This is a genomic window from Candidatus Electrothrix sp., from assembly GCF_052785085.1.
The window spans coordinates 16,354-34,480 of the sequence record NZ_JALAAI010000014.1; the positions used below are offsets into that span (position 1 = coordinate 16,354).

The following is an 18,127-nucleotide window of genomic DNA, read 5'->3' on the forward strand; positions in this document are numbered from 1 at the left end:
CTAAACTGTAAGTTCTTTCAGGGCCTCAGCAAGTTTTTCCAGCAGAGAAAAATGCCTTTCCTCTATTTGGTTCGGCAGCTCTTTTTCCAAAGCAAATGCAGTTTCAGCATGCTGATTCAGCCCAAGATTGAGCAGGCCACCTTTCATGGCATGAGCTTGGCGCCCTGCTTCTGCCCCCTCTCCATTGTCCATATGTTGACGAAGGTCAATAAGTCCTTGAGCAAGTGACTCAGCATACGTTGTCAGCACTGTTCGCGCATCTTCCTGCTCCAGTTCAAAATGCTTCATAAGATGCTGCATCACCTCATCCCATGAAACCGCCACATCACCCTCTTTCTCTGGTTGCTCAGAAGAAGGGGGAAGTGCGTGGCTGGTACTTTTCTCATCAAAATTATGCAAAATCTTTAATAAGGAATATTTTTTATAAGGTTTACTGAGATATTCATCCATCCCAGCTTCAAGACATTGCTTACGGTCTTCATACATAGCATTAGCTGTCACAGCAACAATGTACAAATGCCCATTAACGAGCCGATCATGGAGCTGATCCGAGACTGTATCAAGCTCTGGAAGATCAATGGCAACACCTTGCTCAACCTGGCGTATATAGCGGGTAGCGGTTAACCCGTCCATAATCGGCATCTGCATATCCATAAAAATTAAATCAAAATGCTGACGGCTTAAATAAGAGAGGGCCTCAAGCCCATTATTAGCCACTGTCACCTTTTGCCCCTGTTTTTCAAGAATTATAACAGCAAGACGTTGATTTGCCGGGTTATCTTCAACTAAAAGAATATCAAGACATCGCTTGGAAGAGGTCAAGCTCTCCTGTTGTTGCTCTGTGCTGGTCATGGGATCTTTTGCCTCTTCCAATAAGATATTAAAAGAGAAAACACTCCCAACTCCTAAGGTACTTTTCAGGTAAATCTCACTGCCCATAAGCTGGAGCAAACGATTACTGATAGCAAGCCCAAGACCGGTTCCGCCAAAATCCCTGGTTATCGAGCTGTCTGCTTGGGTAAAATTAGCAAAAATATTTTCCTGCTGATCTTGTGAAATACCAATACCTGTATCGCTGATTGTAAAGCTTGCTGAACAGTAATTAGCATGGGTAGAACGAATATTAACCTCAAGTGTCACATACCCCTGATGAGTAAACTTGATAGCATTACCAAGGAGGTTCAGCAACACCTGGCGGATCCGCAAAGAATCTCCCATTGGGTGACAGTCATCATCATTCACAACACTCAGGCGGAGCTCAATCCCTTTTTGCTCAGCGAGTATTTTTAGAGTTCGGACAACCTCTTCAGCCAGCTGTCGAGGTTTAAAAGGACGATAATCAAGTTCCAATTTACCTGCCTCAATTTTTGAAAAGTCAAGAATATCATTAATGAGTGACAAAAGTACACTGGCAGAACTGTTGATATTCTCAACATATCCCTTTTGTTCAGAACGTAATTCTGTCTCAAGCAAAAGCTCTGTCATCCCTATCATGGAATTCATTGGTGTGCGAATTTCATGACTCATATTGGCAAGAAATTCACTCTTTGCCTTATTCGCACTATCTGCCTGCTGCCGAGCCTTTTTCAAATCTGTTATATTTTCTTTTGTAACAATAATATGCGTTATTTCATTCTCTTCATTACGAATCGGTGAGGCAACGACATTCTCCTCATAAAACGTTCCGTCTTTCTTGCTATTAACCAGCTCTCCTGTCCATTCATTCCCGGTCCGAACAGTGGACCACATTTTTTTATACACATCAGCCTCTGCCTTGCTGGGAGCCAGTATTTCCAGGCTTTGGCCGATTATCTCATGGGCATTATAACCAGTTGTGCTGACAAAGGTTCTGTTGACATACTCTATAATGCCGTCCGTACTGGTAATAACAACCGAATTGGAACTCTGCTCCACAGCCTGACTGAGACGTTGTATTTTTTCAAACATCTCATTCTGACTGCTCATATCTTCAAAAAGATACAGCTCTCTTTTGGTTTCCTTCTGTCTGTCACTGCCAATAGAAACCTGACGTACCTTACTCCAGAAAGGTTGCTGGGCCTTCACGCCAAGCTCTGTTTTTTTCACCATAGAGAACATTCGGCCACTTCCATCCCAGCATTCAGCCTCTTTACCAGCAAAAATAGCAGAGCGAAAATGGGACCACGGCATTTCTACTATCTCATCAAAAGAATAGCCAAACATGCTTTCAAAGGTGGTATTGACGCGGACAATCCGTTCATCCTGGACCAGGATAAGGCCAAGCATGGTGTTATCCAGAATAACCTTGAGTTCTGCTAAGGCTGAGTGAAGACGCTCATCCATTCGCCTGGCAGTAGTGATATCCTGAGCCATCAGCATAAGTCCACTTGCAACTTCCCGGCCCTGCTCACTCTTTGCTTTAATAGGTGACAGGTAGACCTCAATGATGCGCTGTTCGCCCGGCTCTTTTCCTCCCTCTTCTCCCTCACCAGCTGCGCCAGCAACGTTATAGGGAAAATCAGAGGTCCCAACTGTAAAGGTATGCGAGCCCTTTCGCAGGGCATTATCAATCAAACTATTGAATTTCTCTTCACGATTTTTTATTTGAGGATGAAAGGCTGTTACTTTCTTTCCAACAACCTCCTCTGCCTTAAAACCAAATAGCTTCTCTGCAACCGGGTTAAAATAAGTCACCACCAAATTCATATCCGTTGCCACAATCCCCATGACCTGAGATGATTTCAGCAAATTATCTATAAAAACATTGCGCTGTCGAAGCTCTGCAGTCTTTACCTCAACGATATCCCAGAGTTCCTCATCTTTCCGCTGAATCAAATTCAACATATTATTGAATTGATTAATAAGCGGAGTGAACTCGTTTGTTACACTTGACTCAATCCTATTGCCCAGATCTCCTTCACTGATTTTATGCACAAGCTGCTTCAGCTCCTGAATCGGATTAAGAACCGAACCAGTAATGAAGAAAATCAACATGATAGAACAACAAAGGCCAACAAAAAGAATAATGATAAAATGTTGACCAAACTCTCTTTTAGTGGCAAGAATCAACTTAGAAGGATGCGAAAGAACCAGGAAACTGCTCGTACTGTTTTCTAGCCCTGGAATATATTTAATTTTCACATACATCTTCTCTTTAAAAAAAGAACTTTCATGTATGAGATCAATAGCACCAGGTAAGAGCACAGATGAATTATACAGAGGATAGTTATCACCTCCCTGGAGGATTTCATCAGGAGGAAGAGTCGTGGCAACAATCAAATTGTCACTTACAAGGGTTATGTCCATATGGGAGTATATGGGAAAACGCAAAAGAAAGGTGCTGTCCATCAAATGACAGCTAAAGACAAAAAAACTTTGTGAGGAATAGGGCAGCATCACAGGGACAGCTGCAATCATATAAAAAAATTGCTTTCCTTGCTGCTCCTTTTGCCCCATACCTAAATTGCGTCCAATCTTAACTACAGTCCGAAAAGGTTGGCCAGTTGCTATCTTTTCCTGAACAACCTGATGACGCGTTAAGGAAGTGGCAACATCAATCTTTTTTTTATCATAGGGAATGATTCCCCCGACTTCATTGCTCAAGAAATGAATATCACCGGTTTTTTCCCCTTTAAGAGATCGAAAAATCTCAATCAAAGTCTGTTGCCCATCTTTTTTCCGCATCTGACGAAGAATAAGCTCATCAGCTATTCCCTTGGCAGTAAAAAGCAACTGTCGGCTAAACAGATCAAAACAGGTACTGGTAACGCTTTCTGTATTAAAAAATTCTGTTGCAACGTCCCGTTCTATTTTCTGGCCAGTCACATAATAGCTTATCAGGATACTGGTTCCGCTGATTAAAGTAACCAACACCAGTACCGTAAGCATCATACTGAAACGGAGCCGCCTGTAAAAGGGAACGTTTTCGCTTTGCATAGGTGTAAGAAGTCGTAAATGAGAAGCTCCGCCTCAGTGTAGGAAAAAAGTCCTGGAATGAGACGAATCAATAAGCGGAACAGCTGCTCATAGAAGGTATAATATATATCAGAACAGAAGTCTGAGTTGGCCTTATTAAGCGAAAATCAGGGCAATTACCAGCGCAGGCTGTGCAATCACCCTGCATCGTTGAATTCTTTTGCCAACAACCAACAAACAGTCGGTCACATTATTCCGGCAGCATTCATCTCGGCAGTGTATTTTTTGTCAATACCAAAGATATGATCAATCAGCCAATCAATAACTGTTTTAGAAACTTTCACCACGACAAATTGGGCCCGCCCTTTCTCAATTTCCTGCACAGACTTGTTCAGTTCATCGGTGAAAATAGCATGGGCTTTTTTATGGGCAGCAATACCAGAATAGCCTATTCGTTCCAGTGCTTTTTCTTCTTCAGAAAGATGGTATTTTGTATAATCGACCAACTCTCTCAAAGTAACTTCAATAACTTCTGCGCCCTTACCGCTTTTCATCATATCATGCAGCTGATTGGCAATATCAAAAAGCTTTTTATGATGGTTATCAAAACGCGAAACCCCTACGCTGTATTCATCTTTCCAAGTATAAAGCATATTTTTCTCCGTGAGATATGATTATAAAATAAAGAATGTTGAACACATTCCATTGCAGCCTTACGAGCAGTACAAAACTCAACAGCCCTTGGTTCTTCCTACACACGCTGACCAATATCCAGGATACAGGGAGCAATCTATGGAAGTTTACACAGTGCATACAAAAAACACAACTTAATATTAACAAGTTGCAAAACCTATTGTATTTCTGTAATCAATAAGATAATCACAAGACAGAAATAAATATTTATAAATATCCCTGCAAAGAGCATATCATGTTACACAACGGTGTTCAAGAATTGAGTTTACTTGTACCGATAATGCGAATCGATTTCAATAAGTAGAACATAAATAGAACATATACATGGCCTATCTCTTGCAATCTTTCCATGCAAACTCATTCTTGATATCGGAAAATTTTAGTTGAAAAGGGGAGAAAAATTCGTGATAGTATTTCTCAACTCAAAAAAAACAGACACAGAATATTACTCAGGAGTCTCTCATGCCAATCTCCAGCTACCAAGCACTTGACCTGTTCCGCTGGCTCACAGAAAAAGAAGATATTGTTATCCTGGATGTTCGAAATCCAAAGGACTTTTCCCGTTTTCATATCGAATCGCCGTATCCTTTTGAACTCCATAATATCTCCTACTATGATTTTATGGAAGCAGAAGAGGAATCAGTTGCACGCGTTCCAGCTGGTCGTCGTATTCGCATTATCTGCGCAAAAGAAGGGTCAGCAAAATATGTTGCTGAAATTCTTGATAAGCACGGATTCAGCGATGTGAGCTATCTCTCAGGAGGATTTAAAAGCTGGGGTAATATGCTGGTTCCCAAACTCGTGGCTGCTGAAAACGATTTTCAGCTTTATCAGTTTATCCGACCAGCCAAAGCATCCTGTTCCTATGGCCTCCTGTATGAGGGTGAGATGATGCTCTTTGACCCTTCACGCAATATTGATTTCTATCTTGCCTTTGCCGCAAAAAACGGCTGTACCATCACTCAAACCTTTGAGACACATCTCCAGGCAGACTATATCTCGGGATCCAGAGCAATTGCCGAAAAAAACGGGGCAGTATTTTATGGTAATAAAAAAGATTTTGGCGATTCAAATAATCCCTACACTCCAGTAGTTGATGGCGAGACTCATCGTTTTTCAGAGAACAACAGCAGCCCGACTGTCGATGTTATCTTTACCCCCGGCCACACTCCCGGCTCAACTTCCTACATCATTAATAAGAAATATATGATATCAGGGGATACGGTCTTTATCGCCTCAGTGGGGCGCCCAGACCTTGGAGGACAAGCTGAAGCCTGGGCAAGTGAGCTCTATAAAACCATAGGTATGATAAAAGAGCTTAACCAAGACCTTGCAATCCTCCCTGGTCACTACATGAACTGGGAAGAGGCAAATAAAGATCTCATTTTTACCACCTCTCTTGGCGATGCCACTGAACAGAATAAGGCTATCTATTCTATTGCCAATGAAGCTGATTTCATTCAATTCATCAAGGACAATATACGGGAGCAACCTGAAGAGTACGCCATAATCAGACTGATCAATGCCAATACAGAGCAGGTAGATAATGACCGGGCAGAGGAACTGGATATCGGCAAAAATGAATGCGCAGCCACAGCCTATGCCAAAGCACAGGTAGAAAAAGATGCTGTTTCCTAGTCTTGCCAGAATGCCTGCAAACGTTCTTCCTGGGTTCGCTGCCTTATGTATAGCCTGGACAAGTATAGCTTTGCCAATACTCGTTCCTCTTGCTCAGGCTGAGGAGGTTTATCCAGAACTGGAAACCTCTCTTCCGACAACACCTAAGGCAGACTATCTCATGTCCCAGGCAATGCCAAGGGTGAAAAAAGAACTTGCCCGTAAAGGCATGCACCTTGGACAACCCGTATTCATACGCATTTTCAAGCTCTCAAAGCAGCTTGAACTCTGGTTATACAGCAGGGGTGAATTCAGACTCTTTAAGACCTATCCTATTTGCAATTACTCAGGATATGTTGGCCCCAAACTCGCAGAAGGCGATTGGCAAAGCCCGGAAGGTTTCTACACAGTTTCTGGTAAGCAGATGAATCCCAAGAGCCGATTTCACCTTTCTTTCAACATAGGCTATCCCAATAACTATGATGCTGCATGGGATCGTACCGGCAGTGCCATCATGGTTCATGGCCGTTGCGTTTCCCAGGGCTGTTTTGCAATGGGCAATAAACAGATAGAGGAGATCTACCTGCTTGCCTATCAGGCCTTTCTTCAGGGGAGGCAGGAAGAATTCAGCATCCACATCTTTCCCTTTCGCATGACGCGTACCAACCTGGTCAAGTACCGCCATTCCCCTTGGTACAAATTCTGGTCAAATCTGACAACAGGCTATAATGCCTTTGAAGAAACTCGTCAGGTGCCAACGATCTCCACCGAAGGTGGCCGGTATGTTTTTGAGGATGAAAAAGAACAGTGGATACGAAAACGCTGGGTGTTAATGCAGAACAGAAAAAAATCCCTGGAGAAATAAAAAAAAGCTGCTCCGAACAAGACGGAACAGCTTTTATCAGTCCTAATCAATCGTTGGTTTCAGTTCCGATAGAATATATGTTCTCCATACTGGGCAACATAATTCTTCTGTCCAGCCCATTTGGGATGCACATCTTCCCGATGATAAAAGGTGGCACCATCGGTAAAATCAGGGGTCGTCATGGCCTTCATTGCGGTCTGCAGGCAGTCAACAAAGGCATCTGACTCCTTGGGCATATATGATTTCTGCAAAAACGTCCAGCTGAACTGGCGAGGCGCTGTAACAATCTGCTCAACGGTCTTGTTCTTTTCACTTGCTCTGTTCAGGGTAACATGGGCAACAGCAAGCTGACCGATCTGAGGTTCACTGCGGGCTTCATGATAAACGTTAAGAGTGAGCCAAAGTAATCCTTCAAGAAAACTCATTCCTCTTCCTCGTATTATTGAATAGATAGATTGAACTGATGAAAAACGGATACTTTTTACCTTATTCCCCATCATAAAGCAAGTGTAAAAGCAAGCGTCTCTTTGTTTTACTGATCTTTTTCACACTCAAACACCTGGATTTATAAAAAATAAAAAAAGTCATCTTTAATCACTTTTCGTCATTTTTCTTCTCTTCGATGTACTGCTTGAACCTGAAAATCCTTTTCTACGCCCTCGCGCCTTTCCTCATGCAAGGGCTTTTCTTGTATGGTATATTCCTTGAATATGTGAATCATTTCAGAGTTCGTCACTATGCGAACATCTTTCTCTCTATACAGACATCGTAAACATCAAAATGACACTTACTTGATAACCATTTGATTTTATATACGATTAATAGAATTTGGACATTTCGTCTTGTAGCAAGTGTCCAAATTTAGTAATTTTGTTATAATATTAAATTATTATAAACAATGTCCAGTTTTAGCGTTTACGATGTCTGCTATAGGAGCCTAGGAGCATTAATATAATGGAATATTTCCTCCAAAATCTTATCAATGCCCTCCAGTGGGGAAGCTTTTATGCCGTCATCTCCATCGGCTATTCCATGGTCTACGGCGTCCTGATGCTCTTTAACTTTGCCCATGGCGATATCTTCATGGTGGGCACCTATATCGGTTTTGGAATTGCCACTCTGTTGCTTGCTCTTTTTGGGGCCGTACTGCCGGGCTGGGCCATCTTCCTGCTCACTGTTGCCGTTACCATGTTTCTCACGGCCTGGGTTGGCGTCTTTGTCGAGGTAGTGGGCTATCGTCCCTTGCGGGGAGCACCCAGGGCCTCTGCCGCTATCACCGGTTTAATGATCGGTATTATCTTTGAAACCGGCAATCTGATCATTTTAGGGGCCAAGCGGCTTAGTTTTCCCAGCCTGATTGAATCGGTCAGCTATAATATCGGTGGGGTTTACTTTACCAATGTTAAAATACTGATCATTGTGGCCTCACTGGTCCTCATGCTGGCCCTGCATACCTTTATCCAGAAAACCAAATGGGGTATGGCCATGCGGGCCATGTCCTATGATTTTCAGGCCGTACCGCTCATGGGCGTTTCCATCAATATCCTGGCCCCACTGACCTTTGCTATCGGCGCGGGGCTGGCCTCTGTGGCTGGCGTGTTATACGGGCAGGCCTATCCGGTGCTGGATCCCTACATGGGCATTTTGCTTGGCTGGAAGGCCTTTGTTGCGGCCATTCTTGGGGGCAGAGGCTCCATCATGGGAGCGGCTTTGGCTGGTTACCTGTTAGGAGCTATTGAGATCTTCACAGCAATGGTCTTCCCGTCAACCTTCCGGGATCTCATTGCCTATACCATCATTCTGATTATTCTGACCTTCCGGCCACGGGGATTTTTCGGCATGGCGCACAGTACCCAGCTCAGGCTGTAAGACTGTTCTGGAGCCAAGGAGATAAAAAAAGGAGAGAACGGCGCAAACACGGAGAAAAGCAGCCTGCGCCCCAACGAATCAGCGTTTTTACTCGGCAGAATCGCCTAAATTACTCAGATAATGCTCAGCAGAAAGTTCTGCTGTTGCGCCCTCACCAGCTGCATTGATGATCTGGCGGGAATTCTTACTGCGGATATCCCCGGCAGCAAAGACACCGGGCAGCTTGGTACACATCTCATGGTCGGTAACAACAAAACCTCCCTCATCGCTTTCCAGCTGGTCCAGAGGGAGCACCTCATTATTTGGCGCAATCCCAATCAGGATGAAAAATCCTGTCACTGGCAGGTTGGAGGTTGAGCCGTCATTATGCTGAATATTAAGGGATTCAACCCCTTCGTCATTGCCAACAACCTCGCTGACCTGGGCATCCCAGATAAACTCAATTTTTTCCTCAGCAAAGGCCTTTTCCTGTAAAATAGCAGTGGCCCGCAGGGTATCACGACGATGGATCACCGTCACCTTAGAGGCAAATTTGGTCAGATGCAGGGCCTCCTGAATAGCAGTATTACCGCCACCAACCACAGCGATCTCCTGATCCCGGTAAAAGGGACCGTCACAGGTGGCACAATAGGAGACTCCTTGCCCAGACAGCTCTTCTTCGCCGGGTATATTGAGTTTTCGTGGTTTGGCACCAGTGCTAATAATGACGCTTTGCGCTGTCAGTTCTTCCCCGGATTCCAAGCTTATCTTCTTCTGCTCACCCTGCAGATCCATGCCCGTCACGTTGGCGAATTTCTTTTCCAGGTCAAAACGATCAGCATGGGCCGTCATCTTGTCCATCAACTCGAAACCCGTAATACCGTCGTAAAAACCAGGATAATTATCCACCCAATCTGTCACTAACACCTGACCACCAGTCGCCCCTTTTTCAATGAGTAATACGTCCAGGCGACCTCGGGCAGCATATAATCCTGCTGTTAACCCGGCAGGGCCACCCCCAATAATAATCAGTTGATAATCTGTTTTTTTCATAGATAGTATTCCCAAAAAATAGAAAAAGCTGAGAGGCTGGCTTTCATGAAAAAGGGCGAACACCATGGTTCGCCCTCCAGTACCTGCATCAAAAAATGCTGACTATGCCTTGCTCAGCAACTCCTTAAGCTGAGCCTTACCCACAGCACCGGTAATACGGTCAACTGCTTCTCCGTTTTTAAAGAGAATCAGGGTTGGGATAGCCTTGATACCGAATTTTCCCGGAGTAGCAGGGCTATCATCCACGTTCATCTTAACGATCTGGACCTTACCGGCATATTCCTCAGCCAGTTCATCAATAACCGGACCGATTGCTTTACAAGGACCACACCAAGGGGCCCAGAAATCCACCAAACAAGGCAGTTCGTTTTTTTCTACCTTAGCCTCAAAGTCACCATCGCCCACAACGATAACGTTTTCGCTTGCCATAACTATCATCTCCTCTCTACTTTTTATTTTTAAGGTACGTTTAATATCCAGTGAGACCAAAACTAATACGGAACCGTGTTTCAGTCAACCAGATGATAATAATTCACAGTATCTTTTCACGCAGAACGTGTCAGATAAGATTGGTTCTACGAGCTGATGTGCAGTTTCGTAGGGTGCAACCGCACCTACTCTTTATTTCCCCTTTTTTTGCCTGCGCCAAAGTGATCAGCCAGAAAGGCAAAGGCATAGCCCACCTGGGGATCAAAGGCTTCCGCAGCCTGGGACCGGTGATACAGGGCGAGCACTGCCCGGTAGGCCTCGGCAAGATGCACTATGCGGGTCTCCCGGACCTGCTCAGCCCGCTTTTCCAGCCACTCGGTATAGGGAATCAGCTCGTCGGACAGATCAAGATGCTCCGCGACCTTGACCGGATCAAACTCCTCCTGGCTCAGGCGGAGTTCGTCTTTGTACTCAGGATACAGGGCCAGCACCTGCCGGGCAACTTCGCTGAAATCGGTCTTGGGTTTGGGGAGTTTGCGGATTTCCTCGGGATCAAGATCAATCAACGTAAAGGGCGACAGGTCAATCTGCTTGTCCGCAAGGGTCGGCGGGGCACTCGGGGTATGAGGATTGTTCGGATTGTCAGGCATCTTATGTCTCCTTCGGTTGAACTTTACGGTTAAAGCAGTCCGCAAGGGCACTGAACGTCACGGGCTGCGCTATTTTCGTCTTGCGTGAGCGGTTCTTCGCCTCCGGGGAGCGGAAGAACCTATAGTCGGGTATGGTTGAACCTATCCCTTGGTATGGTTCAGGGTATCTCTGGGTATGCCTCAACCATACCTCGGGTATGCTTCAGGGTATCAGCGGATAGGTAAAGCCTATTGTCGGGTATGGTTCGACCTATCCTTGGATATGTTCCATCTACATCGTTACTTACTGAATTCGAGATGAGTTTCATTATACCCCCTACTGGGGCCAGAGATCGCCAGTAATGATTTCAGCCATGAAGCCTCTTGTACAGAGCGTAAATATAGGGCCGTGGATCACCGAATGGATTAATAAATGTATATTCCTCACTCCTTATAAGCTCAAACTCTGAACCCATTCGCCTGCTCATTTCATTGACTGAATATCGATGAAGCTCCAGCCCCGCACATTTGGGAGCACCCAAGGTGGAAAATTCTGCCAATAATACCCATCCCCCAGGCTTGACAACAGTATGCAAATTAGCAAAATAGCCCTCAATATCCGCCTCATCAAGCAGAAAGTGAAGAACTGCCCGATCAATCCAGATATCAACTTGCGGGATATCGGCAGGCAAAGGCTCGGAGATATCATGTTGAAGCCATGACACCCCTTCCTTCTCTCCCGTTCTCTCTCTCAGCGCATTCAGTGCTTCATCGCTTATATCATTCAGAATAAGTTGATATCCCTTACTGAGCAATTCATCGACAAGTAAAGAAGTTCCTGCATCGGGGAGAAAAACCACATTGGACGTATTCCGAGGAATCTCATCTAGAAACCACAATGTCTGCGAAACATCTTTCTCATACCAGCCGAGTTCTCTATCAGCTTTATTGGAAAATATGTTATTCCAATGCGCTTTCAGTGTCTTCATATCATCTTCCTATAGTATCTCTATAACATAACGAAAAAGTCTCTCTCTCCTACCCCACCATCCCCTCAAACCGCTCCCAGAAATCAGCCACGCTCTCTCATTGATCAGAACAACAGCTTACTCCCCTCTGATCTGCTTTTCGATAAACTCCTGTATTTCTTTCTTGTCTGGCAATTCAAGCTGATATTTGGAAACGAAAAGTTCATTGTCCATACCGGCCAATGCATATTGCACCAACGCATGATCCTTTTCTGTGCAGAGCAGAATACCCACAGGCGGATTGTCTCCTTCGGTCATCATGTTGTGCCTGTACCAGCTTACATATGTGTTGAGCTGGCCGATGTTTTCATGCCCGAACTTCTCCAGTTTCAACTCAACCAGAATATGGCACTTCAATATGCGGTGATAAAAGACAAGATCAACAAAATTATGATTGTCACCTATGAGAATACGCTTCTGACGAGCCTCGAAACAGAAACCGTGCCCCAATTCGAGGAGAAATTCCTGCAAGTTATCCAGAAGCTGATCTTCCAGGTGAGACTCACTCATAACCTCAACAGGCTTCAACCCGAGAAACTCGAAAACATACGGGTCTCTTATGGCGAGTTTCGGATGTGCAGTTTCCGCATTACGCTGCGCCAGCTCGGCTAATTTCTTTTTATTGCCGGAAAGTTCAGAACGTTCATAATAAAGACTGCCTATTTGTCTCCTCAATTCGCGAACCGACCAGTTCCCGCGCATACACTCAGTCTCGTAAAAAAATTGCTGGCCGGGATTGTCGCATTTCAGCAGTTCGACAAAATGAGTGAAAGAGAGGCGGGCAAGAAGCTCCTGTCCGGGAACGATTAAAACGGGAAATGCATCCCCCCTTTCTACGGTATGTTCATGAGGTGACTGCGATAACAGCTTCTCACTCAATTCGGGAGTCAGTGAATCCCGGATTTGCGGATAGACCTGATAAAATTTTCTATAGCGCCGTAATTCTCTTTCCTCTGTTCTGCTGACTCCCTGTTCTGTCAAGTGAATCGAAAGACGTTGCAAAAGCTTTTCGCCATAGGCCGCCCGATCTTCTCCGCGTTGTTCGTATTCGGTAATATGATGACCGATGAGCCAGTTACGCAAAGTAAGACTGTAATTAACGGCACGCCCTGCCTGAACGGCACATTCGCTGTCAATATCACGGATGAACAGAATTAAGTCAGTAAACGTCAGCTGTTGTTTCATTGCAAGGGCCATACTCGTGTCATCCGAGTTTCAATCCATCCTCAAGTCGTTAGCCCTGATGAACGTTCGGAGTAACTTGTGCGGACTGTACCATCCCTCTACCCCACCATCCCCTCAAACCGCTCCCAAAAATCAGGAAAGGACTTGGCCACGCACTCCTCACCATGCACCTTCACCCCGGCAACCCGCAGCCCGGCCACAGCAAAGCACATAGCGATCCGATGATCCTCATAGGTTTCGATATCAGCCCCGTGCAGATTAGCCCCCCCAATCTGCCCGTGGACGATCATCCGATCATCCTCTTCCTCAACATCCGCCCCCATCTTCCGCAACTCGTTGACCATAACCGCTAAACGATCGCATTCCTTGATCCGCAGATGAGCAATATTATTAATCACCGTGGTTCCTTCCGCAAAAGCAGCCACCACAGCCAGAGTCGGAGCCACATCCGGCATATTGCCCATATCCACCTCTATGCCCTTGAGCTGCTCCGGTCCCTGCACTGTAATCCCACCTTCACTCCGCTCCACATGACAGCCCATGCGCTCCAGCAATGGCACAAGCTGGGCATCCCCCTGCAAAGAAGGCACTGGCACATTGGCAACATTGACCTTACCTCCTGTGATCGCAGCAGCAGCCCAGAAATAGGAAGCCCCGGAGGCATCGCCTTCAACCTGATAGCGGGTGCCACGATAGCAGCCTTGTGGAATCTGAAAACGATTCATGTTGGGAGACACCTCAGCCCAGATCCCGAAGTCTGCCATAACAGCCAAGGTCATCTTCACATAGGGTTTGGAAAAGACCTCGCCCTCCACTTTCAGGTCAGCCTTTTGGGCCGCATAAGGAGCAACCAGCAATAATGAAGACAGGTACTGGCTGGATTTTCCTTCGGGCAACACAGTCTCGCCTCCAGAAAGGCCAGCTGCATCAATGGACAAGGGAGGACAGCCATTGGCCGCCTCACTCTGAATCTGGACCTGCCAACCCCGCAAGGCCCGAATCAAAGGCTCAATGGGACGCTCTGCCATGCGCTCTCCACCGCTGATGCGAAACCGACCCTGGCCCAAGGCAGCCACTGAGGTCAAAAAACGGGTAGCAGTGCCGTTATTACCAAGAAAAATATCCTTGTCCGGGGTTGCAATTTCCCCCCCGGATCCTTGAACCATCCAGGCTTTAGGATCGCTGTCATCCACGACAACCCCCATCTGGCGTAAGGCTTTCATGGTGTATGCCGTGTCTTCACTGGCAAGAGGACCGATCAGGGTGGATTCTCCGCAGGCCAGAGCAGCGGCAATCAGGGCGCGTTGGGTCAGACTTTTGGAACCAGGAACTTCGACTATAGCGTCCAGGGTATCAATCGGTGTTATTAATCTCATGATATCTTTGTTCAACTCTTTTTAATAACGGTAAACTTCTGTTTCCAAAGCTCCAGCCTGGGAACCGTTTTCCCCTGAAGCTCTGCTTCATTTCCGCACCACCCAAAGGGGTATACAATCAAATATACGGGCGACCGCCGGTCGCCCCTCCCCTAAGCAGCCCGACGCTGTAATTCCTCTTCCAGAGCTAAACGCATAACATCCTGGGGAGCTTTCTTGCCAGTCCAGGTCTCAAACTGAGCAATGCCCTGATAGAGCAGCATGGCCAGGCCATCAATGGTCTGACAACCAGCAGCCCTGGCCTCCCGAAGCAAACGGGTTTCCAGAGGAGCATAGACAATATCCATGACCACGGAAAAGCCTGGTAATAAAGAAGGGGGGACGGCAATGCCTTCATTATCCGGCTCCATGCCCACAGAAGTAGTGTTGATCAACACATCCGCTGACACGTTGGTAACCTCTGCCAAAGGGATAAAGGTGCAACCAAGCAAGTCCGCAAGGGCCTTGCCGCTCTCTGCGGTTCTATTGGCAATAATCACCTCTGCTCCAGCCTCAATCAGGCCAAAACCCACGGCCTTGGCAGAACCACCAGCTCCGATAACCAGTATTCGGCTCCCTGCTAAACTGACCTTTTCTGCCAAGGCTGTATTAGCACCCAGCCAATCAGTATTCAATCCGTGCACATGAACCTGTCCACCTTGCCTTGGCTGAAAAACCAAGGTATTAACAGCTCCGATCTTTTCTGCCACCGGGTCAATGTCGTCAAGAAAAGGAATAACCGCCTCTTTATGCGGTACGGTGACACTGACACCTCGGAACCCCAAGGCCCGCAGGCCGGTAAGTCCCTCCTTAATATTCTTTACTTCCAGAGGCACGTAGGCCCGGTTCATTGCCAGGTCGGCAAAGCCAGCATTATGCATCACCGGACTCAGGGAATGACGAACCGGATTACCGATTATTCCGTACAGTTCTGTTTTTCCATCAATAGCCATCAATATCTCTCTCAAAAAAACTCACGCAAACACGTTCAGGACAGAAGAGCCGTTAATTTTTGCAATTGCTCAAGGGATAACTGGCCAGGAGCTGTGGCCTGGGCATCATTCAGACAGGCATAGGTCATGTACCCGCCCAGGTAGAGGGTAGCCAACCGGGTAATCTGCCCTGCTTCACCCATGCAAAAGCAACTGAGGGGAAAATTTACCGCCCTGGCCTGCTCCTGAAGACCAAGAACCCGTAAGGCATCCTCAGGATTATGGGCGGTGGTGACAATTTTTCCAATAACTTTATCAACACGACCAGTACCAGCACTCTCTATCATTTGTGCCAACACCTTATCCAGTTCTGCCTGGGACGGGGTACCCTCAAAATTATGCCAGGACAGGATCAATCGGGTCTGGGTCAGGCTCGTAGCAGCCAAGAGCCGCTTCCGTAGCCGTTGCTCTGCTCTCAGTTCCAGATCAACATAGGCAACTTCCTGGCGAGCAGCCTCAAGCAAGGGAATGATCCGTTTCTCTTCTGGTCCGTCATAGGAACCACCTTCCCAAACCGGTCGATTGGTGAATAGAAGCGGTTTTTGCAGCAGAGAACGGCAGCCGTATATATCTGGTTTTACCATGCTGTCCAGACGAATTTCAACGACATCTGCCCGGTCCAGGGACTGCTCCACCTGATTATACATTATTGTCGCATCCGGCCCTGCCAGAGAAACACAGATCTTACCTAGTCTCATTTACGCCATCCCTGTTTTTAAGGTGCCTATAATATCAACAAGGCGATCTTCTCCCTGCTGTTGTAAATAACCGGTTATTCCCTGTACAATGTTCTCAGCTGCCGAAGGATCATAAAAATTCGCGGTTCCCACCTGGATAGCACTGGCTCCGGCCAGCATAAATTCCACAGCATCATCAGCGGTGGTGATACCGCCAATACCGATCACAGGCAATGCCACAGCCTGGGCAACCTGCCAGACCATGCGCAGGGCCACCGGTTTAATGGCAGGACCAGACAGACCGCCAATCACATTCGCCAATCGTGGTTTCCGGCTCATCGGGTCAATAGCCATCCCGATCAGGGTATTGATCAAGGATACCGCATCCGCCCCTGCTTCTTCAACGGCCTTGGCCATGAGGACAATATCGGTCACATTGGGAGAGAGCTTAACGATCAGAGGCAGGCCAGAGGCCTCCCGGACTGCCTCAGTCACCCTGGCTGCCATTTCCGGCATTGTGCCAAAGGCAACCCCACCTTTTTTCACATTGGGACAGGAGATGTTTACTTCCAGGGCTGCAACCCCTTCCACCCCATCCAATCTGCGGGCGATTTCACCATACTCTTCCACAGAGTCGCCAAGAATATTAACCACAACCGGTGTTGTCAGGGAACGGAGATATTTCATCTTGCCTGCAATAAAACGATCCACTCCCACATTTTCCAGGCCAATGGCATTGAGCATTCCACAGGCTGTTTCAACGACTCTGGGCGGAGGATTACCAGGCTTAGGTTGCAAAGAGATGCCCTTGACAACGATAGCACCGAGCCGCTCCAGATCCACCAGATTCTCAAACTCTCTGGCATAGCCAAAGGTACCAGAGGCGGTCATGACCGGATTACGTAAAGCAAGGGATCCTATCTGAACCCGTACGTCAGGGCCTGTACAGAGAACAATTTCTTCTGCCGGGTTCATATAATCTTCTTTCATATCTCTCCCCATGCCAACACATCTGCGTTAAAAACCGGTCCCTGCTTACAGACATGAACCAGGCCTCGTTTCCCATGCACGGTACAGCCCAGACAGGCCCCCATACCGCAGGCCATATGAGTTTCCAGAGAAACCTGACAGCTCACCTCTGCCTGTTGGCATTGCCCCACAATATTTTCCATCATCAGGTGAGGACCGCAGGTGTAAACCTGTTCTACTGAGGGCAGGACAAAATCAAGGAGGTCCGGGATAAAGCCCTTATGACCAACACTGCCGTCATCGCTTGCCAGCTGGACAGCATAGCCCAGGGCAGAAAACTCTTCTGCCAACGGAGCCAGTTCATCCTTGTTGCGGGCTCCAAGCAGGACATGATCTTTTTGGGTCTCACGCCCGCTCTGCTCTAATTGTTCTGCAAGAAAAAGCAAAGGGGCAATCCCCATTCCACCGCCGATCAAACAGACCGGTTGCTCACCGGAAAAATCAAAACCTTTCCCCAAGGGACCAACCAGGTCAAGCTGGTCACCGACACAACGTTGGGCCAAGATTTCGGTTCCCTTACCAATCACCTTAAAGAGCAGAGAAATTGTCCCGTCAGCAGAGCTGCGGTGGATTGAAAAAGGGCGCCGGAGCAAGGGATCAAGACCATCAATAACCCGCACCATAACAAACTGGCCAGGCCGGGCTGTGACAGCGATTTTGGGGGCCTGAAAGGTCAAACGAACCACATCAGGTGCCAGGCAATCACGGGCAAGAAGAGTACATTTTTGCTGGAATTCAGACATGAAAAAGGCTACAAGTAAACATTAAAAAGA

16 protein-coding genes are annotated in these 18,127 nt (G+C 46.8%); 3 read left to right on the plus strand and 13 right to left on the minus strand.

Going from position 1 to position 18,127, the window contains the following annotated elements; all coding sequences use genetic code 11:
* Window positions 1-3,870, minus strand: coding sequence for a PAS domain S-box protein (locus L2082_RS04035; RefSeq protein ID WP_446008573.1), 3,870 nt, complete (start codon window positions 3,868-3,870; stop codon window positions 1-3).
* A 269-nt stretch (window positions 3,871-4,139) separates the two neighbouring features.
* A complete protein-coding gene (locus tag L2082_RS04040) occupies window positions 4,140-4,547 on the minus strand; it encodes a bacteriohemerythrin (protein ID WP_446011466.1) in 408 nt (135 codons plus the stop codon).
* A gap of 502 nt (window positions 4,548-5,049) precedes the next feature.
* On the opposite strand from L2082_RS04040, the gene L2082_RS04045 reads away from it, so the two are divergent.
* Together L2082_RS04045 and L2082_RS04050 are read left to right on the plus strand one after the other, a co-directional pair.
* The gene (locus L2082_RS04045) at window positions 5,050-6,225 is read left to right on the plus strand and encodes an MBL fold metallo-hydrolase (protein WP_446011467.1); all 1,176 of its coding nucleotides are present in this window, start codon (window positions 5,050-5,052) and stop codon (window positions 6,223-6,225) included.
* Window positions 6,212-7,069 (plus strand): L,D-transpeptidase family protein, encoded by an 858-nt coding sequence (locus tag L2082_RS04050; protein ID WP_446008198.1) that lies wholly within the window; start codon window positions 6,212-6,214, stop codon window positions 7,067-7,069. Before L2082_RS04045 ends, L2082_RS04050 begins: the two co-directional genes overlap by 14 nt.
* Before the next feature lie 59 nt (window positions 7,070-7,128).
* Here the strand turns inward: L2082_RS04050 and L2082_RS04055 are convergent, their stop codons facing one another.
* On the minus strand, window positions 7,129-7,494 hold the full coding sequence (locus L2082_RS04055; RefSeq protein WP_446008197.1) for a cell wall hydrolase: 366 nt from the start codon (window positions 7,492-7,494) through the stop codon (window positions 7,129-7,131).
* Window positions 7,495-8,023: 529 nt separating this feature from the next.
* Between L2082_RS04055 and L2082_RS04060 the strand changes: the two genes are divergently transcribed.
* A complete protein-coding gene (locus L2082_RS04060) occupies window positions 8,024-8,938 on the plus strand; it encodes a branched-chain amino acid ABC transporter permease (RefSeq protein ID WP_446008196.1) in 915 nt (304 codons plus the stop codon).
* Between the two features lie 87 nt (window positions 8,939-9,025).
* Here the strand turns inward: L2082_RS04060 and trxB are convergent, their stop codons facing one another.
* From trxB to L2082_RS04110, 10 genes are all read right to left on the minus strand, one after another.
* The gene (gene trxB, locus L2082_RS04065; protein ID WP_446008195.1) at window positions 9,026-9,970 is read right to left on the minus strand and encodes a thioredoxin-disulfide reductase; all 945 of its coding nucleotides are present in this window, start codon (window positions 9,968-9,970) and stop codon (window positions 9,026-9,028) included.
* 102 nt (window positions 9,971-10,072) lie between these two features.
* Window positions 10,073-10,399, minus strand: coding sequence for a thioredoxin (gene trxA, locus L2082_RS04070; protein WP_446008194.1), 327 nt, complete (start codon window positions 10,397-10,399; stop codon window positions 10,073-10,075).
* A gap of 185 nt (window positions 10,400-10,584) precedes the next feature.
* Entirely contained in the window at window positions 10,585-11,049 is a 465-nt protein-coding gene (locus L2082_RS04075; RefSeq protein WP_446008193.1) for a hypothetical protein, read from the minus strand.
* A gap of 347 nt (window positions 11,050-11,396) precedes the next feature.
* On the minus strand, window positions 11,397-12,017 hold the full coding sequence (locus L2082_RS04080) for a class I SAM-dependent methyltransferase (protein ID WP_446008192.1): 621 nt from the start codon (window positions 12,015-12,017) through the stop codon (window positions 11,397-11,399).
* Window positions 12,018-12,134: 117 nt separating this feature from the next.
* Window positions 12,135-13,253, minus strand: a complete 1,119-nt coding sequence (locus tag L2082_RS04085) for a PDDEXK nuclease domain-containing protein (RefSeq protein WP_446008191.1) — start codon at window positions 13,251-13,253, stop codon at window positions 12,135-12,137.
* 86 nt (window positions 13,254-13,339) lie between these two features.
* Window positions 13,340-14,617 (minus strand): 3-phosphoshikimate 1-carboxyvinyltransferase, encoded by a 1,278-nt coding sequence (gene aroA / locus L2082_RS04090; RefSeq protein WP_446008190.1) that lies wholly within the window; start codon window positions 14,615-14,617, stop codon window positions 13,340-13,342.
* A 152-nt stretch (window positions 14,618-14,769) separates the two neighbouring features.
* Complete coding sequence (locus tag L2082_RS04095) at window positions 14,770-15,609, minus strand: shikimate dehydrogenase (RefSeq protein ID WP_446008189.1); 840 nt, start codon at window positions 15,607-15,609, stop codon at window positions 14,770-14,772.
* Between the two features lie 35 nt (window positions 15,610-15,644).
* On the minus strand, window positions 15,645-16,346 hold the full coding sequence (aroD, locus tag L2082_RS04100; protein WP_446008188.1) for a type I 3-dehydroquinate dehydratase: 702 nt from the start codon (window positions 16,344-16,346) through the stop codon (window positions 15,645-15,647).
* Complete coding sequence (locus L2082_RS04105; RefSeq protein ID WP_446008187.1) at window positions 16,347-17,315, minus strand: dihydroorotate dehydrogenase; 969 nt, start codon at window positions 17,313-17,315, stop codon at window positions 16,347-16,349.
* Window positions 17,312-18,097, minus strand: a complete 786-nt coding sequence (locus tag L2082_RS04110) for a dihydroorotate dehydrogenase electron transfer subunit (RefSeq protein WP_446008186.1) — start codon at window positions 18,095-18,097, stop codon at window positions 17,312-17,314. Before L2082_RS04110 ends, L2082_RS04105 begins: the two co-directional genes overlap by 4 nt.
* Between the last annotated feature and the right edge of the window lie 30 nt (window positions 18,098-18,127).